At 43.5% G+C, this 21,664-nt stretch carries 25 protein-coding genes, 1 tRNA gene, 1 other RNA gene and 1 pseudogene; 21 read left to right on the forward strand and 7 right to left on the reverse strand.

Annotated features, from left to right (window positions below; genetic code table 11):
- Positions 1-94 precede the first annotated feature (94 nt).
- Together ssrA and smpB are read right to left on the reverse strand one after the other, a co-directional pair.
- Positions 95-450, reverse strand: a transfer-messenger RNA (tmRNA) gene (gene ssrA, locus CXB77_RS02215).
- A 45-nt stretch (positions 451-495) separates the two neighbouring features.
- Positions 496-975 carry an SsrA-binding protein SmpB gene (smpB, locus tag CXB77_RS02220; RefSeq protein ID WP_105072624.1) on the reverse strand — a complete coding sequence of 160 codons (480 nt, stop codon included), beginning with the start codon at positions 973-975 and terminating at the stop codon, positions 496-498.
- A gap of 136 nt (positions 976-1,111) precedes the next feature.
- Here smpB and tpiA point away from each other — a divergent pair, with 136 nt between their 5' ends.
- From tpiA to CXB77_RS02320, 21 genes and pseudogenes are all read left to right on the forward strand, one after another.
- Positions 1,112-1,882: a triose-phosphate isomerase gene (tpiA, locus tag CXB77_RS02225; RefSeq protein WP_105072625.1), complete on the forward strand. Its 771-nt coding sequence runs from the start codon at positions 1,112-1,114 to the stop codon at positions 1,880-1,882.
- Between the two features lie 24 nt (positions 1,883-1,906).
- A complete protein-coding gene (gene secG / locus CXB77_RS02230) occupies positions 1,907-2,320 on the forward strand; it encodes a preprotein translocase subunit SecG (protein WP_105072626.1) in 414 nt (137 codons plus the stop codon).
- Between the two features lie 9 nt (positions 2,321-2,329).
- Positions 2,330-2,414 (forward strand) — tRNA-Leu (locus CXB77_RS02235).
- 150 nt (positions 2,415-2,564) lie between these two features.
- The gene (locus CXB77_RS02240) at positions 2,565-2,921 is read left to right on the forward strand and encodes an NADH-quinone oxidoreductase subunit A (protein WP_105072627.1); all 357 of its coding nucleotides are present in this window, start codon (positions 2,565-2,567) and stop codon (positions 2,919-2,921) included.
- Positions 2,912-3,388 carry a NuoB/complex I 20 kDa subunit family protein gene (locus tag CXB77_RS02245; protein WP_105072628.1) on the forward strand — a complete coding sequence of 159 codons (477 nt, stop codon included), beginning with the start codon at positions 2,912-2,914 and terminating at the stop codon, positions 3,386-3,388. Before CXB77_RS02240 ends, CXB77_RS02245 begins: the two co-directional genes overlap by 10 nt.
- Positions 3,389-3,400: 12 nt before the next feature.
- The gene (locus tag CXB77_RS02250; protein ID WP_105072629.1) at positions 3,401-4,111 is read left to right on the forward strand and encodes an NADH-quinone oxidoreductase subunit C; all 711 of its coding nucleotides are present in this window, start codon (positions 3,401-3,403) and stop codon (positions 4,109-4,111) included.
- Complete coding sequence (locus CXB77_RS02255) at positions 4,111-5,367, forward strand: NADH-quinone oxidoreductase subunit D (protein WP_105072630.1); 1,257 nt, start codon at positions 4,111-4,113, stop codon at positions 5,365-5,367. Before CXB77_RS02250 ends, CXB77_RS02255 begins: the two co-directional genes overlap by 1 nt.
- Positions 5,367-5,894: an NADH-quinone oxidoreductase subunit NuoE gene (nuoE, locus tag CXB77_RS02260; protein ID WP_105072631.1), complete on the forward strand. Its 528-nt coding sequence runs from the start codon at positions 5,367-5,369 to the stop codon at positions 5,892-5,894. The genes CXB77_RS02255 and nuoE overlap by 1 nt, the downstream gene beginning before the upstream one ends.
- 4 nt (positions 5,895-5,898) lie before the next feature.
- Positions 5,899-7,179, forward strand: coding sequence for an NADH-quinone oxidoreductase subunit NuoF (gene nuoF, locus CXB77_RS02265; protein WP_105072691.1), 1,281 nt, complete (start codon positions 5,899-5,901; stop codon positions 7,177-7,179).
- A gap of 191 nt (positions 7,180-7,370) precedes the next feature.
- A complete protein-coding gene (locus tag CXB77_RS23460; protein WP_347338033.1) occupies positions 7,371-7,604 on the forward strand; it encodes a 2Fe-2S iron-sulfur cluster-binding protein in 234 nt (77 codons plus the stop codon).
- Positions 7,589-9,691, forward strand: a complete 2,103-nt coding sequence (gene nuoG, locus CXB77_RS02270) for an NADH-quinone oxidoreductase subunit NuoG (protein ID WP_347338029.1) — start codon at positions 7,589-7,591, stop codon at positions 9,689-9,691. Before CXB77_RS23460 ends, nuoG begins: the two co-directional genes overlap by 16 nt.
- A 10-nt stretch (positions 9,692-9,701) precedes the next feature.
- Positions 9,702-10,735, forward strand: a pseudogene (gene nuoH, locus CXB77_RS02275) (NADH-quinone oxidoreductase subunit NuoH).
- A 14-nt stretch (positions 10,736-10,749) separates the two neighbouring features.
- Positions 10,750-11,241: an NADH-quinone oxidoreductase subunit NuoI gene (gene nuoI, locus CXB77_RS02280; RefSeq protein ID WP_105072632.1), complete on the forward strand. Its 492-nt coding sequence runs from the start codon at positions 10,750-10,752 to the stop codon at positions 11,239-11,241.
- A 13-nt stretch (positions 11,242-11,254) separates the two neighbouring features.
- Entirely contained in the window at positions 11,255-11,908 is a 654-nt protein-coding gene (locus tag CXB77_RS02285) for an NADH-quinone oxidoreductase subunit J (RefSeq protein WP_105072633.1), read from the forward strand.
- Entirely contained in the window at positions 11,905-12,210 is a 306-nt protein-coding gene (gene nuoK, locus CXB77_RS02290) for an NADH-quinone oxidoreductase subunit NuoK (RefSeq protein ID WP_105072634.1), read from the forward strand. Before CXB77_RS02285 ends, nuoK begins: the two co-directional genes overlap by 4 nt.
- A 50-nt stretch (positions 12,211-12,260) precedes the next feature.
- Positions 12,261-14,267, forward strand: coding sequence for an NADH-quinone oxidoreductase subunit L (gene nuoL / locus CXB77_RS02295; RefSeq protein ID WP_105072635.1), 2,007 nt, complete (start codon positions 12,261-12,263; stop codon positions 14,265-14,267).
- A 17-nt stretch (positions 14,268-14,284) separates the two neighbouring features.
- Positions 14,285-15,862 (forward strand): NADH-quinone oxidoreductase subunit M, encoded by a 1,578-nt coding sequence (locus CXB77_RS02300; RefSeq protein ID WP_105072636.1) that lies wholly within the window; start codon positions 14,285-14,287, stop codon positions 15,860-15,862.
- A gap of 26 nt (positions 15,863-15,888) precedes the next feature.
- Positions 15,889-16,458: a hypothetical protein gene (locus CXB77_RS02305; RefSeq protein ID WP_105072637.1), complete on the forward strand. Its 570-nt coding sequence runs from the start codon at positions 15,889-15,891 to the stop codon at positions 16,456-16,458.
- A gap of 53 nt (positions 16,459-16,511) precedes the next feature.
- A complete protein-coding gene (gene nuoN / locus CXB77_RS02310) occupies positions 16,512-17,951 on the forward strand; it encodes an NADH-quinone oxidoreductase subunit NuoN (RefSeq protein ID WP_105072638.1) in 1,440 nt (479 codons plus the stop codon).
- Between the two features lie 36 nt (positions 17,952-17,987).
- Entirely contained in the window at positions 17,988-18,380 is a 393-nt protein-coding gene (locus tag CXB77_RS02315) for a 4Fe-4S dicluster domain-containing protein (protein WP_105072639.1), read from the forward strand.
- 3 nt (positions 18,381-18,383) lie between these two features.
- Positions 18,384-18,869, forward strand: a complete 486-nt coding sequence (locus CXB77_RS02320) for a Na+/H+ antiporter subunit E (RefSeq protein ID WP_242445358.1) — start codon at positions 18,384-18,386, stop codon at positions 18,867-18,869.
- Positions 18,870-18,890: 21 nt separating this feature from the next.
- On the opposite strand, the gene sdhA is transcribed toward CXB77_RS02320, so the two are convergent.
- From sdhA to moaD, 5 genes are read right to left on the reverse strand one after another with little or no spacing between them, the layout of a single operon-like run.
- Complete coding sequence (gene sdhA / locus CXB77_RS02325; RefSeq protein ID WP_105072640.1) at positions 18,891-20,651, reverse strand: succinate dehydrogenase flavoprotein subunit; 1,761 nt, start codon at positions 20,649-20,651, stop codon at positions 18,891-18,893.
- A complete protein-coding gene (gene sdhD / locus CXB77_RS23465) occupies positions 20,648-20,857 on the reverse strand; it encodes a succinate dehydrogenase, hydrophobic membrane anchor protein (protein WP_347338030.1) in 210 nt (69 codons plus the stop codon). Before sdhD ends, sdhA begins: the two co-directional genes overlap by 4 nt.
- On the reverse strand, positions 20,839-20,991 hold the full coding sequence (locus CXB77_RS23470) for a hypothetical protein (RefSeq protein WP_347338031.1): 153 nt from the start codon (positions 20,989-20,991) through the stop codon (positions 20,839-20,841). The genes sdhD and CXB77_RS23470 overlap by 19 nt, the downstream gene beginning before the upstream one ends.
- Entirely contained in the window at positions 20,988-21,371 is a 384-nt protein-coding gene (sdhC, locus tag CXB77_RS02335) for a succinate dehydrogenase, cytochrome b556 subunit (RefSeq protein WP_105072641.1), read from the reverse strand. The genes CXB77_RS23470 and sdhC overlap by 4 nt, the downstream gene beginning before the upstream one ends.
- Positions 21,372-21,397: 26 nt before the next feature.
- A complete protein-coding gene (gene moaD, locus CXB77_RS02340) occupies positions 21,398-21,652 on the reverse strand; it encodes a molybdopterin converting factor subunit 1 (protein ID WP_105072642.1) in 255 nt (84 codons plus the stop codon).
- Between the last annotated feature and the right edge of the window lie 12 nt (positions 21,653-21,664).

Here is a 21,664-nt window from a genome sequence, read left to right on the forward strand (position 1 = left end):
TATACCAAATCGTTTGTCAATCCTGATGTGGCGGGAATTTCGATACCACGAGACATAAAAAAACCCGCACTAGGCGGGTTTTCAATACAGAAGTTGGTGGAGGCGGCGGGAATCGAACCCGCGTCCGCAAGCCCTCTGCCCTTGGTTCTACATGTTTAGCCAATTCAATTGTTTTTAACCTTCACACGCCCGAATGGCAGGGCGACGTGTCGGCGATTTCGTTAGTTTTAGCAGATCAGGTCCGAACGCCCATCTCCGCGATCCTGTGTAATGTTACCCCTGGAACCCGCCGCCCACAGGCGAGAGACGGTCAGAGGCTCGCTGGGTTAAGCAGCGAGAGCGTAGTTGTCGTCGTTGGCAACTATAAGTTTGCGGCTGGATTTACGAGGTAAACCGCACCTCGACATGCACCTTAGGTTTTGCGACCCACGTCGAAGCCATGTCGCCCCCAAGTGAGACTGTCAACTATAGACTTGCAATGATGACCCGGCAAGCTCAACCGGTTTTGAACAGCCGTTCTTTATCGCGTTGCCAATCACGATCCTTCTCCGTGGAGCGTTTATCGTGTTGTTTCTTGCCCTTAGCCAAACCAATTTCGAGTTTGGCGCGTCCGTGTTTCCAGTACATCGCGGTGGGAATAAGGGTATATCCAGAACGTTCAGTCAACCCAATCAATCGGTTAAGCTCATAGCGTTTAAGTAGCAGCTTCCGGCTGCGTGTTGGATCAGGATTAACGTGCGTCGATGCAGCGGCAAGTGCCGAAATGTGAGTGCCAATTAAAAAGCACTCACCGTGCAAAATTTTGACGTAGCTTTCCTTGAGTTGAATGCGTCCTGCTCGTAAGCTCTTGACTTCCCAACCTTCAAGCACTAAACCCGTCTCAATGCGTTGTTCGATGAAAAAATCGTGACCTGCCTTTTTGTTCAGGGCGATGGTCGCGTTGCCCATGGTCTTGCTCTTGCTAGTTTTTGTCATGTCGTTAGTCTTAAAAGGATTATGTGCTTAGTTTATAAGGTTTTATAGATAAAGCGTTTTATTTGACGATCAAACTCACGCTTGAATTCTGCAAAAAACTGGCTATGATCGCTAACTCAATTTATGGAGTCTCGCTATGCGTCAACCTTTGATTGCAGGAAACTGGAAAATGAATGGCAATCGATCAAGCGTTGAAACGCTTTTATCGAATGTTATCAATGGAGCATCAACAATTTCAAAAACCGAAGTTGTGGTTTGTCCATCATTTCCTTTCCTTGACCTTAGTGAACGCTTGCTTTCTGGAACTTCAATTAAACTTGGTGCACAGAACACCTCTACTAAAGAGTCTGGCGCTTACACTGGCGAAGTCTCTGCCAGTATGCTCGCTAACTTTGGTTGTCAATATGTCATTTGCGGACATTCAGAACGTCGTGAGTATTATGGCGAAACCGACGCAATCATTGCAGAAAAAGTGTCGATTTGTGTAGAAAAAGGAATGAGAGCTATTCTGTGCGTTGGTGAAACACTAAATCAACGCGAGCAAGAGCAAACCGAGTCTGTTATTAGTACTCAGCTTGATGGTGTTATCACACAAATTGGTATTGACATTTTTAATAACATAGAAATAGCTTACGAACCAGTTTGGGCAATTGGTACAGGAAAAACCGCAACGCCAGAACAGGCTCAGAGTGTTCATGCTTTTATTCGTCAAAAGATTGCTAGTCACAGTTTAGTGATTGCTGAGAAAATCAGAATACTCTATGGCGGAAGTATGAAAGCAGAAAACGCTTGTGACCTATTATCTCAGTCAGATATTGATGGTGGTTTAATTGGTGGTGCATCGCTGGTTGCTAATGATTTTTTAGCAATCTGTCGCGCTGGTGATACCGTTGCGTCACAGAATTAAAGTCTGAATTACAAAATAATTTCTATGCACACAATTTTAACAATTGCCCAAGTTTTCTTATCAATAGGACTCATTGGATTAGTGCTTATCCAGCATGGGAAAGGCGCAGATGCTGGCGCTGCTTTTGGAAGTGGTGCATCGCAAACAGTATTTGGCTCTCAAGGAACAGGGTCGTTTTTAACACGTATCACCGCTATTATTGCGACGTTGTTCTTTTTAACGAGTATGGCGCTCGCTTACTATGCAACTCAAGGACATGAACCGGTTGGGTTGATGGAGCAAATTGATGACACAACAGTAAGTGATCAGTCAATGAAACTAGAAAAAACTTCTCCATCAGATATACCTACCGTTCCTGAAAGTGCTATAGAAGAACACTCTCAAACAGATGTTCCAATACTGCCTAGCACACCCAATCCTGAAAGTGGAAAAGAGTAAATGTTTATTGCCGACGTGGTGAAATTGGTAGACACGCTATCTTGAGGGGGTAGTGGCGTAAGCTGTGCCAGTTCGAGTCTGGCCGTCGGCACCAATTAAAAAACGGTACACTCTGTTTAATCTAGTGTGCCGTTTTATTTTGTGGTAAAGCGAATCTTTTTTCTTTCAGTTGACATATCAGTGATAGCTGAATTAGACTTTGATCTCACCTAATATATTATAAGAACGATAGTGGGAGGACACAGTGCTTAACAACTATCTTCCGATTTTGATGTTTATCCTTGTCGGAATATTGGTAGGTGTTGGTCCACTTTTAATGGGCTATTTCCTTGGTCCACATCATCCAGATAAAGATAAAAACGCTCCCTATGAGTGTGGTTTTGAAGCATTTGAGACCGCTCGGCTCAAGTTTGACGTGCGCTTTTATTTAGTTGCAATTCTATTCATTGTCTTTGACTTGGAAATTGCCTTTCTTTTTCCGTGGGCGGTTGTACTTAACGACCTTGGAATGACTGCATTTTGGGTTATGACAATTTTCCTTGGTATTCTGGTCGTTGGCTTTATCTACGAATGGAAAAAAGGGGCATTGGAATGGGAATAGAGGGGCTGCTCGAAGAAAGCATTATTACGACAACAGCAGATAAACTTATCAATTGGGCTAGAACTGGTTCGCTTTGGCCAATGACCTTTGGTTTAGCTTGCTGTGCTGTAGAAATGATGCACGCAGGCGCTGCGCGTTATGACTTGGATCGCTTTGGAATTGTCTTTCGCCCTAGTCCACGTCAATCCGATGTTATGATTATTGCTGGAACATTAGTCAATAAAATGGCTCCGGCTCTTCGTAAAGTCTATGATCAAATGGCTGAACCGCGCTGGGTAATTTCAATGGGTTCATGTGCTAATGGCGGCGGCTATTACCACTATTCTTATGCCGTAGTGCGCGGTTGTGATCGTATTGTTCCCGTTGATATTTATGTGCCTGGTTGTCCACCAACAGCCGAAGCTTTGCTTTATGGTATTTTGCAGCTTCAGAATAAAATTCGCCGTACAAACACGATTGCTCGCTGAGTGCATAATCAAATGACCACAAGCTCTTCAATCAACAGCACTAAACTCGATAAATTTGCTGCCCTTGTGCGCAAGCATTTTACGGAGATTGGTTGTGATTTAGTAGCTGAATTTGGTGAATTGACCCTAATTGTTCCCTCTACGCAACTAATTAAGGTTGCAGAGATTTTGCATGACCACCCAGATTTTTATTTTGAGCAATTAATTGATCTTTGCGGTGTTGATTACTCAACTTTTGGGCAGGCTGAGTGGGACACCGAAAATGTGTCTTATACTGGATTTGGGCGTGGTGTAGATCGAGATTTTAATTTTGAAATCGATAACTCCAAACGATTTGCTGTGGTTTATCATTTACTATCAATAACTAATAATCAACGTTTACGTTTGCGTACCTATGTAGATAGTTGTCATCCGCTTGTCGATTCAGTTGTCCCTATTTGGTCTGCATCTAATTGGTTTGAACGTGAAGCATTTGATCTTTACGGAATTCTTTTTCGTGGTCATCCTGACTTACGTCGAATTTTAACGGACTATGGTTTTATTGGTCATCCTTTCCGTAAAGATTTTCCATTAAGTGGTCAGGTCGAAATGCGTTATGATTCTGAACTAAAGCGCGTTATCTATCAGCAGGTATCAGTTGAACCGCGAGTTTTGGTTCCAAAAGTAATCCGCAAAGATAGTCGTTATATTAGGACTGATCAGGACAAGGAAGGAGTTAACTGATGCCTGAAATTCGCAACTACACACTTAATTTTGGTCCTCAACACCCATCAGCGCATGGTGTACTGCGTCTCGTATTAGAGATGGATGGCGAAACCATTGAACGAGCTGATCCACATATTGGTTTATTACATCGGGGTACAGAAAAACTGGCAGAATATAAACCGTATAACCAAAACATTGGTTATATGGATCGGTTAGATTATGTATCAATGATGTGTAACGAACATGGATATGTTCGCGCTATTGAGAAGTTGCTTGGTATTGAAGCACCAGAAAGAGCGCAATATATTAGAACCCTTTTTGATGAAATTACGCGCATTTTAAATCATCTCATGTGGCTTGGCGCTCATGGGTTAGATATTGGTGCTATGAGTATTTTTTTGTATTGCTTTAGAGAACGCGAAGATTTACTTGACTGCTATGAAGCTGTATCGGGCGCACGTTTACATGCAACATATTATCGACCTGGTGGTGTGTATCGTGATTTGCCAAGTGAAATGCCAAAATATCAAGGTAGCTCAAAGTGGCATAGTGCAAAGACCATTGCGCAACGTAACGATGCTCGTCAAGGTTCGCTGCTAGATTTTATTGAAGATTTTACGTTTCGTTTCCCCAATTATGTTGATGAATATGAAACCCTATTAACAGACAACCGTATTTGGAAACAACGTACAGTCGGTATTGGTGTTGTTTCTCCTGAGCGGGCGCTGCAATTAGGCTTTACTGGTCCGATGATACGTGGTTCTGGAATTGAGTGGGATTTGCGCAAAAAACAACCATACGCAGCCTATGGGAAAATTGATTTCGATATTCCTGTCGGCGTAAATGGCGACTGCTACGACCGCTATTTGGTGCGTATGGAAGAAATGCGACAATCTAATCGAATTATTCAACAATGTGTCAAATGGTTACGCGCTAATCCTGGCGCTGTAATGGTTGATGATCACAAAGTTGTGCCACCATCACGTGCATCAGTGAAAACTGACATGGAAAGTTTGATTCACCATTTCAAGCTATTTAGTGAAGGTTATTGTCCACCCGAAGGTGAGGTTTATGCTGCCGTTGAAGCACCAAAAGGTGAATTTGGCTGCTACATTATTTCTGATGGAGCAAATAAACCTTATCGCTTAAAAGTGCGAGCTCCTGGTTTTCCACATCTTGCAGCTTTAGATGAAATGTCTAAGGGACATATGTTAGCTGATGTCGTGGCAATTATTGGTACTTTAGATATCGTATTTGGGGAGATTGATCGCTAATGAGCTTCCGTAATACGCCTCTTACTGTTGTTTACGACTGTGATAAATCGAAGTTTTTTACTGCTGAGATTCGTGATGCGATTGATGCGTACATTTCTAAATATCCGCCAGAATGGAAACAGTCTGCCGTAATGCCCGTATTAACGTTGGTGCAAGATGTCAATGGCGGTTGGTTGACCCGCGAATTGATGGATGACATTGCAACTTATTTAGATATGCCAGCAATTTCCGTTTACGAAGTTGCTACTTTTTACGGCATGTATAATTTAAAACCTCAGGGTAAACACAAAGTTTGTATTTGTAATAGTGTGTCTTGTTTACTGCGCGGCTCTGAACAATTAATTCATCACATTGAACACAAATATGGTGTTCAGCAAGGTGAAACAACAGCAGATGGTCGCTTCACCTTTAAAGAAGTTGAATGTTTAGGCGCTTGTAGGGATGCTCCTGCGGTAATGCTTGATAAAATCTACTACGAAAATTTATCCACTGATGCGCTGGACAAACTGATCGATGGCTTGGAGTGAGATCATGATCCAGAATCAGAATACTGTCTGCTTTCGCAACTTTCATCTTGATGTTTCTATTCGACATACGTTTGATGCATACCGCAGTCTTGGTGGCTATACGCAATGGGAAAAGATTTTGCGAGAGCAAATCGATCCAAATCACTTAATTGATGAAGTAAAGGCATCAAATCTGCGTGGACGTGGTGGTGCTGGCTTTCCAACTGGATTGAAATGGAGCTTCATGCCGCGCACTACAGATCAAAAGTATATTATCTGCAATTCCGATGAAGGTGAGCCAGGTACCTGTAAGGATCGTGATATTTTACGCTACAACCCACATCAATTAATTGAGGGTATGGCGATTGCTGGCTATTGTATTGGCGCGACTGTTGGATACAACTACATTCGTGGCGAGTTTTATGAACCCGCAAATCGTTTTGAGGAAGCAATTAAAGAAGCCTATTCCGTTGGCTTATTAGGTAAAAATATTCTTGGTTCTGGCGTTGATTTTGATCTATACACGCATCTTGGTGCTGGCGCTTATGTTTGCGGTGAAGAAACTGCATTGCTTGAATCTATAGAAGGGAAAAAAGGGCAACCACGCTTTAAACCACCTTTTCCAGCGCAATATGGTCTTTATGGCAAACCAACGACAATTAATAACACTGAAACTCTAGCTTCAATTCCGGTTATTTTAGAAAAAGGTGGTCGCTGGTTTTTAGAGCAAGGACGCCCTAATAATGGTGGACCCAAGCTGTTTTCAGTGAGTGGTCACGTCAATCAACCCGGCAACTTTGAAATACCTTTAGGCACTGCATTTAAAGATTTATTGGAATTAGCTGGCGGTGTTTTAGATGCACGACCATTAAAAGCAGTCATTCCTGGTGGATCATCTGTACCAGTAGTTCCAGGTGACATTATGATGACCGTAGACATGGATTATGACAGCATTGCTAAAGTAGGCTCTATGTTAGGATCAGGTGCGGTTATTGTTATTGCTGAGGGAACCTGTATGGTCAAGCTATTACATAATTTGTCGCATTTTTATATGAATGAATCTTGCGGTCAGTGTACTCCATGTCGAGAAGGCACTGGCTGGCTGGCACGGGTGCTTAGTCGTATTCTAAATGGGAAGGGTCGCGCTGAGGATTTAGTATTACTTGATAGTGTTGCGGGACGTATTGGCGGACGTACAATTTGTGCTCTTGGCGATGCAGCGGCAATGCCCATCCAAAGTTTTATAAAGCATTATCGGCATGAGTTTATTTATTTCATTGAACATGGTCGTAGTTTAACAGCCTAGAGTTTGGCTTGATTACACAACAAGAATCGGGCGAATGCTTGCTTTGCGAGCACTCAGCACGGACGTTCGCCAAAGCTCCTCAACGACGCACGATTTTGAATCGGCCGCGGATTGACTAAAACAGATAAACCATGACGGACAAGATCACCATCGAGATCAATGGTCGCACCTGTGAAGCGACACCAGGAGAGATGATTATTGCGGTCGCTGATCGTGTTGGTATTTCCATCCCTCGCTTCTGCTATCACAAAAAGTTATCTATTGCCGCCAATTGCCGAATGTGTTTGGTTGAGGCGGAACAAGGCGGTCGTCCTTTTCCTAAACCAATTCCCGCTTGCGCGACGCCAGTTAGCAATGGCATGAAGTATGGACGCAATCACCAAAAGCGATTGAAGCTCAACAGGGCACGATGGAGTTTTTGCTGATTAACCATCCACTCGATTGCCCAATTTGCGATCAAGGTGGTGAATGCGAATTACAAGATGTTGCCATGGGTTATGGTGATGACATTTCGCATTTCAATGAAAGCAAACGTGTTGTTATTGATGAAGACTTTGGTTCATTAATTGCCACTGATATGACTCGTTGTATTCAGTGCACCCGTTGTGTGCGCTTTTGCGCAGAAATTACTGGAGTGCGCGAATTAGGAGCGACTGGACGTGGTGAAGATATGCGAATTGGCACCTTTGTCGCTCACGCTATTAATCACGAACTTTCAGGTAATATTATTGATTTGTGTCCGGTTGGTGCTCTGACGTCTAAACCTTATCGGTTTACCGCTCGGGCTTGGGAATTGACTAACGCAAATAGCATTGCACCGCATGATGGCGTTGGATCAAATCTCCGACTCCATATTCGGCGTGGTAAGGTGATGCGAGTTCAACCAAATGAAAATGAATTAGTCAATGAAACTTGGCTTTCAAATCGTGATCGCTATAGTTATATCGGTCTTACTAGTGAAGATCGTTTGACAGTACCAATGATTAAACAAAATGGTGTTTGGTGCGAAACAAATTGGTCAAACGCACTCACATTAGTAGCAGAGCGACTTAAATCTGCTGATCCGGCTGCAATGGGCTGGCTAATGTCACCGACGGCTACACTAGAAGAACTCTATCTTGCTCAACGTGTTGCTCGAGATTTAGGCTGTCCAAATATCGATCATCGTTTACGTCAACAGGATTTTGCCGGTGATGCTGCCGATCCGCTATTGCCTTGGCTAGGCGTTCCAATTGTTGAATTAGAACGGCAACAGGGAATCCTATTGATTGGTACTGATCTGCGTCAGGAACAACCGCTGCTTGCACATCGTATTCGCAAAGCTGCCCTCTCAAATGGACAAGTATTCTGTATCAATCCATTTCAGCTTGAATTGCATCATGCGGCATATCAACTCGTTAGCACTCCTGCTGAAATGATTAGAAATTTGGCAGCAATTGCCAAGGTTTTGGGTATATCTAATTCAGGCATAATGCAGGAATTAATTATTGCCAGCGAACCAAATGATCTACAAATTGCCGCTGCAAATTGTTTGACGCAATCTGGGCAAAAAGAACAAGGGTTAATTCTAATGGGGGCGATTGCCACAGCACACCCCAACTTCACTCTTCTAAAAGCATTTGCTTACGCAATTGCTGATATCACCCATTGTAAAATTGGCTATCTACCTGCCGCTGCTAATAGTGTTGGCGCTTATTTTGCCGGTGCACATCCGCAAAGATTAGCGGGTGCTAAACCTTCTGTTCAGATTGGTTTTACATCTGTAGAAATGCTAGAAAAACAGCTAAAAACATTGGTGCTTTGGGGAATAGAGCCAAATCTGGATTTGAATAATCCTGCTAAAGCCATGAATACATGCAAGAAAGCTGATTTTGTGTTGGCGTTTTCAGCCTTTCGTTCTTCATCATTGGAAGCAGCAGCAGATGTGTTACTACCGATAGCATCTTTTGCTGAAACATCAGGCACTTACATAAATGGCAGTGGAACTTGGCAACGATTTCAAGGCGCTGTGCCGCCACCAAACGAAGCGCGTCCGGGCTGGAAAGTATTGCGGGTTTTGGGAAATCTTTTAGATTTGAAAACTTTTGATTATCGTGATAGTGCTCAAGTGCACGATGAACTTGTTGCCCTTTGTATTGACTCACCTAACAACCATCCGTATCGTGATTTTGAAATAACAACACAGCCTATTGAAAGTGAACTAATGCGCATTGGTAGCGTACCAATCAATGCTATCGATCCTCTCGTGCGTCGTGCGCTACCATTGCAATATACCGAGACAACACGGTCAGCTTTTGGAGTTTACTTACACCCTGATCAAGCAAAATATGAGAAGGTTTCATCATCAGATTGGGTGACGTTAAAACAAGATGACTACGAATGTGCAGCGCAGATTTTTATTGACCATCGTATTCCATTAGGGTGCGCTTATATTCCAGCAGGCATTAAAGAAAGTGCGGAACTTGGTGTGCAAATTGGTGTAGTAAATCTCATAACCACTGGCAAAAAGTGACGAGGCAAAGATGATTCAACTTTGGAACGCACTGCCGTTGGTGATCCAGATTTTACTTAAGATCGCTATTATTGTTTTACCTTTGCTGGGATTGGTGGCTTATTACACCTACGCTGAACGCAAAGTTATTGGTTATATTCAAGTTCGTATCGGTCCTAATCGCGTTGGTTGGCGTGGCTGGCTACAGCCTATCGCAGATGCGGTTAAATTAATGATGAAAGAAATCATCATTCCGACCAAATCTGATAAAAAACTTTTTTTAATGGCTCCGATGATAGCTATTGCACCTGCACTTGCGGCTTGGGCAGTATTTCCATTCGACGAAAACTTAGTACTTGCAGATATTAACGCCGGGTTACTATATGTTTTAGCAATGACCTCATTAGGCGTATACGGGATTATCATTGCTGGTTGGTCTTCTAATTCTAAGTATGCGCTACTTGGTGCAATGCGTTCTGCAGCACAAATCGTTGCTTATGAAATCGCCATGGGATTTGCACTTGTTGGCGTTTTGGTTGCGGCAGGAAGCCTAAATCTTGGTGACATAGTTACTGCCCAAACGGGAAATATATTGACTTGGTTCTGGTTGCCGTTATTGCCACTGTTTGGTGTTTATTTAATTTCTGGGGTTGCTGAGACTAATCGCGCTCCTTTCGACGTTGCAGAAGGTGAATCTGAAATCGTCGCAGGTTTTCATGTTGAGTATTCGGGCATGGCCTTCGCGATTTTTTTCCTTGCTGAATACGCTAATATGATTTTGGTTTCAGCACTTACTGCGCTAATGTTTACGGGTGGCTGGCTATCACCATTTCCAAAAGATTGGGTTGATGGAGTCTTTATTTTAGGTGATGGTTTTCATTGGCTTCTGTTAAAAACATTCTTCTTTATGTTTTTATTTCTATGGTTTAGAGCGACTTTTCCTCGCTATCGTTATGACCAAATTATGCGATTAGGGTGGAAGGTATTCATCCAATTACAATTGTTTGGATTCTAGTTGTGGCAATCGCAGTGATATATCGATTACCGCCTTGGTGGTCCGCTTGAACGGGAGACAACCGATGTTGAAAACTGCGCGAGACTATCTCCAAAGTCTATTCATGGTAGAACTGTTTAAGGGACTTCATTTAACTGGTAGTTATCTATTTAAACGTAAGTTCACTGTTCAATATCCCGAGGAAAAAGCGCCGTTGTCGCCACGTTTTCGTGGTTTACACGCATTGCGTCGTTATCCAAATGGTGAAGAACGCTGTATTGCTTGCAAACTTTGCGAGGCAGTTTGTCCGGCATTGGCAATTACCATTGAATGCGAACCACGTGAAGATGGGTCACGTCGTACAACACGCTATGAAATTGATCTTTTCAAATGTATTTACTGCGGGTTTTGTGAAGAATCCTGTCCTGTTGATTCCATTGTTGAAACAGGAATCTATGAATATCATTTTGAACAGCGTGGCGAAAATTTAATGACTAAAGAAAAACTCCTCGCTATTGGGGATCAATACGAAGCTGAGATTGCTGCGGCACGCGCAGCCGACGCACTTTACCGCTGAGTGAGATGAAATCATGGGCTTTGAAAAGTTTCTCTTTTACGTTTTTGCTCTGATTACCTTATGGGCTTCTGGAATGGTGGTAACACGTCGTAACCCCGTTCATGCAGTACTCTTTTTAGTCTTAGCTTTTGTAACCAGTGCTGCACTTTGGATACTACTAGAAGCGGAGTTTTTAGGGATTGTTCTAGTTCTGGTTTATGTTGGTGCGGTAATGGTTCTATTCTTATTTGTAGTAATGATGCTTGATGTAGATATTGCCACTTTAAGAGCAAACTTTACTCACTATCTACCGTTAGGAACATTTGTTACCGTCGTAATGGCAACTGAAATCTTTCTTGTTGTTGGTTCAGCAAATTTTGGTTTAGTTATATTTCCGCCACCTGAACCCATTAGTATGGCTGTAGACAACACTCGCGAACTGGGCTTTTTGTTATACACGATTTACATCTATCCAGTTGAAATTGCATCTGTGATTTTGTTAGTTGCAATTATTGCTGCAATTCGCTTGACTCTTCGGCAGCGACCAGAAAATAAATGCATTAACCCATCAGTTCAAGTGCGGGTTGAGAGATCAAATCGAGTTCGAATAGTTAAAATGGCGTCAGAAAATTTCGGTATCACCACTTCCGAGAAGGATACTCTTTTGGATAATGGAGTAACGAAATGATTGCACTTTCTGATTATCTTGTTTTTGCTGGATTTCTTTTTTCAATTGCAGTCGCTGGCATCTTTATAAATCGTAAAAACGTCATCCTGCTGTTAATGTGTATTGAGCTGATGTTATTGGCAGTCAATGTTAACTTTATTGCCTTTTCGCATTTCCTCTCTGATATGACCGGACAGGTATTTGTTTTTTTTATTCTTACTGTCGCAGCGGCGGAAGCTGCAATCGGACTAGCGATTTTGGTTGTACTGTTTCGTAATCGACAGACAATCAATGTTGAAGATATCAATTCACTGAAAGGTTAACTAACTTTCTTGTTAACCCCTTCCACTAAAGCGAAAGAGCCAACAAAGAGATGGAAAACCTCTACCTGACTATTGTGCTTGCACCACTAATTGGTGCCATAGTTGCCGGCTTGTTTGGCAGCAAAATTGGTCGCCGAGGTGCACATTCTATAACCATCACAGGTGTTGCGATTTCGGCAGGTCTTTCGCTTTGGGTGTTGTCGCTTTTCATCTGGCATGAACAACCGGTTTTTAACGATGCTATTTACACTTGGATGGTGTCCGATGGCATTCAATTTGAAGTCGGATTTTTAATCGATAAGCTCACAGTTTTAATGATGGCAACAGTTAGCTTTGTTTCACTAATGGTTCATATTTATACCATTGGATACATGGCTGATGACGAACATAATTGGCCGCATGGTGCGCTTACAGGTAAGAACAGCTACCAGCGGTTTTTTAGCTATATTTCGCTTTTCACATTTTCGATGTTAATGCTAGTTATGTCTAATAACTTCATGCAGCTGTTTTTTGGTTGGGAAGCCGTTGGTTTAGTGTCTTACTTGTTAATTGGTTTTTGGTCAACCCGTGAAAGTGCTATTTTTGCGAATATGAAAGCATTTTTAGTAAATCGAGTCGGTGACTTTGGATTTATTCTCGGTATTGCCGCAATTGCAATGTATTTTAATTCGATGGACTATGCGGAGATTTTTGCACAAGCGCCAGCATTTGCTGGTACTCAGATTGAAGTATTCGGTGGTATTTCACTGATGACCTTAATTTGTGTTCTGCTTTTTATTGGCGCAATGGGCAAATCGGCTCAAGTGCCTTTGCATGTTTGGTTACCAGATTCTATGGAAGGTCCAACACCCATATCTGCATTGATTCATGCAGCAACAATGGTTACCGCTGGTGTATTTATGGTAGCCAGAATGTCGCCACTTTACGAACTATCAGAAACCGCTTTAAGTTTTATATTAATTATTGGTTCGACAACAGCTTTCTTTATGGGTTTAGTTGGACTTGTTCAAAACGATATTAAACGTGTCGTAGCTTATTCTACGCTTTCTCAGCTTGGTTATATGGTTACTGCACTTGGCGCTTCAGCTTATGCTGCTGGAATTTTTCATCTAATGACCCATGCCTTTTTTAAGGCTCTTTTATTTCTTGCTGCCGGCTCAGTCATCATTGCGTTACACCACAAACAAGACATTAGTCAAATGGGTGGATTGCGTAAATATATGCCAATTACTTGGTTAACCGCTCTATTTGGTTCACTAGCGTTAATTGGATTTCCAGGTTTCTCAGGTTTCTTTTCTAAAGATGCGATTATTGAAGCGGTTAACGCTTCACAGATTTTTGGTTCTGGTTACGCGTCAGTTTTACTGACGGTTGGAGTATTCGTTACAGCACTTTATAGTTTTCGTATGTATTTTCTAGTGTTTCATGGCAAAGAACGCATGGATGAACACACTAAACACCATGTACATGAAACACCTTGGGTTGTAACATTGCCATTGGTTTTTCTGGCAATTCCGTCAATATTTATTGGCTGGTATGCTATTGAACCATTATTAGTAAACGATTGGTTTACTTCTGGTAATTGGATGCCAATCGTAGTTTTCCATGAACACGATACACTCCATCATTTGCGCGAACATTGGCATGGTCAAGCTGCTTTTATTCAGCATGGTGTTACTGCTTTGCCATTTTTATTTGCAATGAGCGGTTTGGTGGTAGCTGCAATCATTTGGTGGGGAATGTTTGCTTGGAATCCTCGTATTGATGAAAAACTACAAACGCTTGGTGGCCCTATCACGCGAATACTGCAAGACAAATATGGTTTCGATGACTTTAACCAACGTATTTTTGCAGGCGGTGGACGCGGTCTTGGTCGTAAGCTCTGGGTGATTGGTGATCAAAATGTGATTGATGGAGCAATCGTTAATGGTTCTGCGCAGCGTGTTATTCAAATGGCGCAATGGGCACGTCATTTACAAACCGGTTACCTTTATCACTACGCTATTGTAATGATTGTCGGTCTTGTTGGCTTATTAACATTATTCGTATCATTCTGATGCGCAGAGATTTTTAAATGAATGATTTTCCACTTTTAACATTGACTATCTGGCTACCGATTATTGGCGGTATTGTCGTATTGGCGAGCGGAGATAAATCCACCAATCTTTCAAAATGGGTTGCTCTATCGTTTGCTTTACTAACCTTCTTAGTTAGTCTTGGGTTATGGATTGGTTTTGATTCAAGTACAGCTCAAATGCAGTTTGTGGAACGTTCGATTTGGATACCAACGTTTAATGTTGAGTATTACCTAGGTGTTGATGGCATTTCAATGCCACTCATTATTCTCACAACCTTTATTACGATTTTCGTGATTATTGCTGGTTGGGAAGTAATAACCTATAAACCTACCCAATACATGTCTGCGTTTTTAATTATGAATGGAATTATGGTGGGTGTTTTTTCAGCACTTGACGCAATTCTTTTCTATGTATTTTGGGAAGCAATGCTTATTCCAATGTTTATCATCATTGGGGTTTGGGGTGGACCGAATCGGGTATACGCAACCATTAAATTTTTTCTTTATACTTTCTTTGGCTCAGTATTTATGCTGATCGCTCTAATTTACATGTATTTTCAATCTGATAGTTTTAGTATTCTTGATTTTCATTCGTTGCAACTGAGTATGACAGCCCAAGTGCTTATATTCATTGCTTTCTTACTCGCCTTTGCTGTCAAAGTACCAATGTTTCCCGTGCATACTTGGTTGCCAGATGCGCATGTAGAAGCTCCAACAGGAGGATCAGTAATTCTTGCAGCAATTATGTTAAAAATTGGCGGTTATGGATTTTTACGATTTTCTATGCCAATTACGCCAGATGCAAGTGCTTCTCTTGCTTGGTTAATTATTTCTTTATCGCTGATTGCAATTGTTTATATTGGTTTTGTCGCACTTGTTCAGCAAGACATGAAAAAATTAATTGCTTATTCCTCAATTGCGCACATGGGATTTGTAACTCTTGGATTTTTCATCGTATTTAGTATTGTTCAAAATCCTGAGATATCCTCTGGTTCGATCATGGGCATTGAAGGTGGAATGGTTCAGATGATCTCGCATGGGTTTATTTCTGGTGCACTATTCCTTTGTGTCGGCGTTCTTTATGATCGAGTGCACTCACGTGAAATTGCTGACTATGGCGGTGTTATCAATACGATGCCTTGGTTTGGCGCTTTTATGGTCTTCTTTGCAATGGCAAATGCAGGATTACCAGGAACATCGGGTTTTGTTGGTGAATTCATGGTGATATTAGCTACCTTCCGCGCTGATTTTTGGTGGGCGTTAATTGCTGCAACAACTTTAATTTTAGCTGCTGCATTCACGTTATGGATGGTTAAAAGAGTGATATTTGGAGAAGTTAAAAACGAAAAGGTTTCAGTCTTAAAAGACCTAGATTCTCGTGAGACACTTAATTTAAGTATATTGGCAATAGTCGTTTTAGCACTAGGTGTTTGGCCTGCTCCACTAATTAACGTTATGCATGAGACGGTTTCAAATCTCGTTACTCAAAGCAGTATCTGTAAGTTGCCTGCTAACGAAATCAGCAATTGTGTATTGATGCAACCTAAATCTATTGCAGCAATACACAATAATTGAGTTGTAATATCACTAGAGCTGATCCAATGAAAAAAATACTACTGCTCCTGTTTACAGCAACTACTTTTTTTGTCTCTGGTTGCGCAATATCTCCACTGACAACAAACAGTAAAGTTCAGTGTGTGATTAGTGGAATTTCTGAAGACGACGTTGTTCGTGCTCAAAAGGAATGGGGAGAAGCAATTGTTGCTATCGGTAGGGCTTATACTGAAAAGAAAAACTATCAAGCCTTAGCGGCTCAGGTAATCAACAATCTATATGCTTATGATGAAGGCACTGTTTTGTTCAAACCAACGAAAGCTGTAGAAAGACAATTTCGTTTGAATAAAACAGATGCAATTTCTTATTTCGTGAAGGGTAATCTTCACGAAGATCACGGCTTTGCTCTTCAGCCTTGGAGTAAAGTTCGATTTGAAAATGCCGGAGTTGATATAAGCAGCCATTCTGCGACGGCAATGGGCAATTACTACTTTACCGATGCTAAAACTGGAAAAGATGTTAAGGTTGAATTCACCTTTGGATATATCAAAGACGACAAAGGGAAACTTCTCATTAACCTACATCATTCATCACTACCATATACACCTCAGCATTGATAGATTTAATGTTGTTTAAAAATACTTGATGTCTCAGAATTCGGAATAACCACATGCAATTTGATGCCGCAAATTTGACGACTATCCTGCCAGAAATCGCTATCTTGGTGACAGCCTGCTTAGTTCTTGTGGTTGATCTTTATGTAAAAGAACAAAACAAAGATTTTAATCACAAATTAAGTCTTATAGGTTTAATCGTTGCAATTGCGTTAACGGGAGTAGTAGGTGGTGGTGAACGTGTATTGTTTTTTGATGGTAATTTAGTGCATGACGGAATTAGCGATCTGCTTAAGGGTTCTATTCTTGTAGTCAGTTTTTTTGTGTTTATTTATGTAAGACCTTGGCTAAAAGATCGCAATATGCTGATTGGTGAATTTTATGTTCTAGGACTTTTCGCTGTCCTCGGCATGTTAATTATGGTTTCAGCAAATAGTTTTTTAACTATTTATCTGGGACTTGAGCTTCAAGCACTTTGCCTTTACGCCTTAGTTGCGTTTGATCGTGATTCCAAGAAGGGCGCCGAAGCTGCAATGAAGTACTTTGTGCTTGGTGCACTTGGTTCTGGAATGTTGCTCTACGGTATTTCGATGATTTATGGCGCGACTGGGAGTATTGAATTTGGTCAGGTTGCACAAGCAATCGCTGAAAAGGGTATTTCAAATCAAGTTTTAGTTTTTGGGATTGTTTTTCTCGTTATTGGTATTGGTTTTAAGTTTGGTGCTGTACCTTTTCATATGTGGGTGCCGGACATTTATGAAGGTGCGCCAACGCCAGCGGTTTTAATTTTAGGAAGTGCTCCAAAGATTGCAGCCTTTGCACTAGCGATCCGCATGTTAGTTGATGGTTTACAGGATTTATATTCGGATTGGCACGGAATGTTGTTAATTCTCGCAGTGCTTTCAATGGGTTTAGGCAATCTAGTTGCTATCGCGCAGTCGAATATCAAACGGATGTTAGCTTATTCGACAATTTCACATGTAGGATTCATCTTTTTAGGTCTTCTTGCAGGTTCGAGTCAAGGTTACGCATCAGCAATGTTTTATACGATTGTCTATGCTGTAATGGCAGTAGGAGCTTTTGGTATTTTATTACTTTTAAGCCGCAAAGGTTTTGATGCAGAAAATCTTGAAGACCTCAAAGGTCTTAACGATCGTGATTCTTGGTACGCAGCGATGATGGCAATTGTTATGTTTTCGATGGCAGGCGTTCCGCCAACTGTCGGGTTTATAGCAAAGTTGTTAGTTTTAGAGGCAGTGATCCGTATTGATTTGGTTTGGGTCGCTCTTGTTGCCGTGGCTTTTTCAATTATTGGTGCTTTTTATTATTTACGCGTAATCAAATTTATTTACTTTGATCGTCCAATGTTAAATTGTCCTGAACTTATAACCACTAGTAGCGTGCGTGTTGCAATGACTGTTAACGGTCTTGCTTTATTGATACTCGGTTTATTTCCCACTGCCTTATTATCGCTTTGTCAGGCAGCCTTTGTTTAATTTAGTGATTGATGATCATCATCTAAGGTAAAAATTATGTCTTGGGAACTTGATATTAAAGGATTGATTCAGCCATTTGGTGCGCTTAAATTTAGCGTTAAACAACCGCACACGTTGAATTACCCAATTGAAAAGCGAAAAGATGTTGAAGGCTATCGTGGTTTTCACCTTAATGATTTGAGTCTCTGTGTAGGTTGCGGAAACTGTCAAGACATTTGCATGAATGAAGCGATTGATATGGTTGAAGCGATGGGTACAATCAATCCCAAAAACGCCAGCGGTTTGATTCCGCGTATTGACTATGGGCGTTGCTGTTGGTGCGGACTTTGTACTGATGTTTGTGGTCCTGATTCACTGCGCCTTGACAGCAAATATGTCTATGCCAGCGCCGATGCCAATAGCTTTTTGTATATGCCAAAGGATCAATAGACTATGCAACACATTGGAATGGAACGCTTTCAATGGTTCGCGGTGTTGCTGATTGCGTGGGTCGGTCTCACGAATACGCTGCAATATCAGGAGCTATTAGCGGGAATTCTTATCGCAGCAACCATTGTTTGGGTCACGATACCTGCACCAACAATCAATCATGCTCGGTCTTGGAATTTGTTTGGATTACTGAGTTATTTTCCGATTTTTTTGAAAGCATTGGTGCTGGCAAACATTGATGTAGCAATGCGCGTATTGAATCCCAAACTGCCCATCAATCCCGGTATTGTGCGCGTTCATACTGATTTGACAGTTCCATATCAACGCTTGATTCTTGCAAATAGCATCACGCTCACGCCCGGTACGATTACGTTAGAAATGGATAATGAAGATGTTTATATCCATTGGATCGCCGTTGAAGACGTTGACATAATTCAAATGGGCGAAACCATTAAGGGCGATATGGAACGCGGGATTGTCCGCATTTAGACAATCACCCTTTGAATTGAGTTAGTACACCCGCTCTTTTGGCGGAAATGATTCGACAGTTAATGGCTTGGTGCGTACTGGTTTGTAATCCATGCGATCACCATCACGGTAATAAAGACTGTGTTTGAGCCACGCTTGATCGTCACGCGCTGGATAATCAGGACGCGAATGCGCCCCACGACTTTCTCGGCGATGCAGTGCCGATACCGCAATTGAAAGCCCTACGTCGATCATATTCACTAATTCCAATGCTTCAATTCGAGCAGTATTAAATACTTTGGAATGATCGGTGAGTCGCACTTCTGCCAGCTGCTCGCGCAATTCGCACAGTTTTTGATAGCCCTCCGCCATGACTTCCTCAGTGCGAAACACGCCCGCGTGATCTTCCATACATTTGCGAAATTCTGCCCGCAAGGTCGCCACTGAAATCCCAGCATCTTGCCGATCCCAGCGCGTCAGTCGCGCCAGCGCCAGCTCTAAACTCAGCGGATCGGTTGTGCGTTGATACGGATTTTCTTTTACAAATTCAATAATATCTTTGCCAGCCAGTCGCCCGAATACGAGAATATCGAGCAACGAATTTCCGCCTAACCGGTTCGCGCCGTGCACCGAAGCGCAAGCACATTCGCCCGCCGCATACAGCCCAGCCACAATTTCCTCACCGCGCCCAGCGGGAACGGCAACGCGCCCAAACCGATCCGTCGGAATGCCGCCCATCGCGTAATGCGCGGTCGGAAACACCGGAATCGGCGCGACTGCCGGATCAACGCCCGCAAAAATCTTGCTCAATTCACGAATGCCCGGCAACCGTTGGGCAATCAACGCCTCGTCTAAATGATCCAACTTGAGCAAAACGTGATCGCCCTGTGCGCCGCAACCCCGCCCAGCTTTGACCTCGGTGACGATGGCGCGAGCGACTACATCGCGGCTGGCCAAATCCTTGGCTCGCGGCGCGTAGCGTTCCATAAATCGCTCGCCGTCTTTATTGATGAGATAGCCGCCTTCGCCGCGAGTGCCTTCGCTGATTAACATGCCTTTGCCAGCGATTCCGGTCGGGTGAAATTGGAAAAACTCCATATCCATCAAAGGAATGCCAGCGCGGAGTGCCATCGCTGCGCCGTCGCCCGTGTTGATGTGCGCATTGGACGTGGTGCGAAATACCTGCCCCCAGCCGCCGGTTGCCAACAAAATCGCTTTGGCTTCAATCAGCAGCGGTTGTCCGCTTTCAATCTCCAGCACCAACGCGCCGCATATCACGCCCTCGGCATCGCGCACCAGATCAAGTGCGAAAAATTCGTCGAAAAAATGGGTGCGAGCACGAATGTTTTGCTGATACAGCGTGTGCAAAATCGCGTGTCCAGTGCGATCTGCTGCGGCGCAGGTGCGAGCTGCTTGTTCACCACCGAAGTTCTGGCTCTGTCCGCCGAAAGCCCGTTGATAAATTTTGCCATCCGCCAGCCGCGAAAACGGCACTCCGGCATGTTCCAACTCGTAAACCGTTGGAATCGCCTCGCGGCACATGAATTCAATCGCGTCTTGATCGCCGAGATAATCCGAACCCTTCACGGTGTCGAACATGTGCCAATGCCACGAATCGGGCATGACGTTGGCGAGCGCCGCGTTGACGCCACCCTGCGCTGCAACCGTGTGTGAGCGGGTCGGAAACACTTTGGACACGACGGCAACGCGCAGCTCGGCGTTGGCCAGTTGCAGCGCGGCATTCAGGCCAGCGCCGCCAGCGCCGATGATGAGCGCATCAAAATGACGAGTGGGAACAGTCATGTTGTAACACCTGCAGTTATGATCGCTTTGAACAGCCACAGTCCCGAAGCGATGAAGATAAAACCGAATAACATCAATAAACTGAGGCGCAGAGCGAGCTGATGTACATAATCAATCAGCACGTCGCGGATGCCAACCCAAGCGTGTGCCAGCAGCAGCGGTATCCACAGCAGCAGCCCGCCGGCAATCAGCGGTTGTTTGACCACGCCACGAGTGCGGCGTGAGTCGCTGGCGCGTTAAAGATGAAATGAATCAACAGATAACCCATGAAGAGCGCGAGATAAACGGCGCTGGCGCGTTGAATCAGCCACGCCATGAGACCGGAAGCGTGGCGGCTCATGCGAAAAATCTCCCCGCTGCGAGCAGCGCGACAGTGAATGTTGGCGCGGCAATGAGCACCATTTGGGCGCTGCGCCGAGCGACCGGACGATCCAGTCCAATGTCTAAATCCAGCAACAAATGGCGCAGTCCAGCGAGCAGATGATGCAGCAGGCTCCACAGCAGAAGCAGCAGCGCCAGCGTGATCGGCCAACTGTTCAGAATGGCTGCCGTCGTCGCAAAACCGTCCGGCGTGGTGAGTGCCTGTTCCAACAGGATGGCGACGATTGGCAGCGCCAGCACCATCAACACACCGCTGAGGCGGTGAAGAATGGAGACGATGCCTGACGGCGGCAATTTGATGTGCCACAGGTTTAAAAAAATGGGACGCGATTTTGACATATTTACTGTTAATTCAATGTTTTAAGTTAGCCGCCGGTCACTGGCGGAAAAAACGCCACTTCGTCGCCGTCACTGATTGGCGTGTGTGCTGGCGCAATCTCTTGATTCACCGCACTAATCAAGTGCTGGCGCGGATCAAATGCCAGCGCCCAGCAGCCGCCGCGTTGCTGAAGATAATCGCGTAACGCGGCAACCGTATTGATTGCTGGCGGTAACGCGAACGCTTCTCCGCTGCAATCAAGCTGTTCGCGCAGACTGGCAAAATACAAAATGTTGACCATGCTGGCGCAGCT

It is taken from the genome of Chromatium okenii, assembly GCF_002958735.1.
In the GTDB taxonomy this organism is placed as follows: Bacteria; Pseudomonadota; Gammaproteobacteria; order Chromatiales; family Chromatiaceae; genus Chromatium; species Chromatium okenii_A.

What these genes read in the sequence shown, in the direction of transcription:
- CXB77_RS02320 (WP_242445358.1), top strand. Translation starts at nt 18,384, where the DNA reads ATGCAACACATTGGAATGGAACGCTTTCAATGGTTCGCGGTGTTGCTG.
- secG (WP_105072626.1), top strand. Translation starts at nt 1,907, where the DNA reads ATGCACACAATTTTAACAATTGCCCAAGTTTTCTTATCAATAGGACTC.
- CXB77_RS23470 (WP_347338031.1), bottom strand. Translation starts at nt 20,991, where the DNA reads ATGAGCCGCCACGCTTCCGGTCTCATGGCGTGGCTGATTCAACGCGCC.
- nuoF (WP_105072691.1), top strand. Translation starts at nt 5,899, where the DNA reads ATGATCCAGAATCAGAATACTGTCTGCTTTCGCAACTTTCATCTTGAT.
- tpiA (WP_105072625.1), top strand. Translation starts at nt 1,112, where the DNA reads ATGCGTCAACCTTTGATTGCAGGAAACTGGAAAATGAATGGCAATCGA.
- nuoI (WP_105072632.1), top strand. Translation starts at nt 10,750, where the DNA reads ATGTTGAAAACTGCGCGAGACTATCTCCAAAGTCTATTCATGGTAGAA.
- nuoG (WP_347338029.1), top strand. Translation starts at nt 7,589, where the DNA reads ATGGAGTTTTTGCTGATTAACCATCCACTCGATTGCCCAATTTGCGAT.
- sdhA (WP_105072640.1), bottom strand. Translation starts at nt 20,651, where the DNA reads ATGACTGTTCCCACTCGTCATTTTGATGCGCTCATCATCGGCGCTGGC.
- smpB (WP_105072624.1), bottom strand. Translation starts at nt 975, where the DNA reads ATGACAAAAACTAGCAAGAGCAAGACCATGGGCAACGCGACCATCGCC.
- CXB77_RS02305 (WP_105072637.1), top strand. Translation starts at nt 15,889, where the DNA reads ATGAAAAAAATACTACTGCTCCTGTTTACAGCAACTACTTTTTTTGTC.
- nuoK (WP_105072634.1), top strand. Translation starts at nt 11,905, where the DNA reads ATGATTGCACTTTCTGATTATCTTGTTTTTGCTGGATTTCTTTTTTCA.
- nuoN (WP_105072638.1), top strand. Translation starts at nt 16,512, where the DNA reads ATGCAATTTGATGCCGCAAATTTGACGACTATCCTGCCAGAAATCGCT.
- moaD (WP_105072642.1), bottom strand. Translation starts at nt 21,652, where the DNA reads ATGGTCAACATTTTGTATTTTGCCAGTCTGCGCGAACAGCTTGATTGC.
- CXB77_RS23460 (WP_347338033.1), top strand. Translation starts at nt 7,371, where the DNA reads ATGATTATTGCGGTCGCTGATCGTGTTGGTATTTCCATCCCTCGCTTC.
- sdhC (WP_105072641.1), bottom strand. Translation starts at nt 21,371, where the DNA reads ATGTCAAAATCGCGTCCCATTTTTTTAAACCTGTGGCACATCAAATTG.
- CXB77_RS02245 (WP_105072628.1), top strand. Translation starts at nt 2,912, where the DNA reads ATGGGAATAGAGGGGCTGCTCGAAGAAAGCATTATTACGACAACAGCA.
- CXB77_RS02300 (WP_105072636.1), top strand. Translation starts at nt 14,285, where the DNA reads ATGAATGATTTTCCACTTTTAACATTGACTATCTGGCTACCGATTATT.
- nuoE (WP_105072631.1), top strand. Translation starts at nt 5,367, where the DNA reads ATGAGCTTCCGTAATACGCCTCTTACTGTTGTTTACGACTGTGATAAA.
- CXB77_RS02285 (WP_105072633.1), top strand. Translation starts at nt 11,255, where the DNA reads ATGGGCTTTGAAAAGTTTCTCTTTTACGTTTTTGCTCTGATTACCTTA.
- nuoL (WP_105072635.1), top strand. Translation starts at nt 12,261, where the DNA reads ATGGAAAACCTCTACCTGACTATTGTGCTTGCACCACTAATTGGTGCC.
- CXB77_RS02315 (WP_105072639.1), top strand. Translation starts at nt 17,988, where the DNA reads ATGTCTTGGGAACTTGATATTAAAGGATTGATTCAGCCATTTGGTGCG.
- CXB77_RS02250 (WP_105072629.1), top strand. Translation starts at nt 3,401, where the DNA reads ATGACCACAAGCTCTTCAATCAACAGCACTAAACTCGATAAATTTGCT.
- CXB77_RS02255 (WP_105072630.1), top strand. Translation starts at nt 4,111, where the DNA reads ATGCCTGAAATTCGCAACTACACACTTAATTTTGGTCCTCAACACCCA.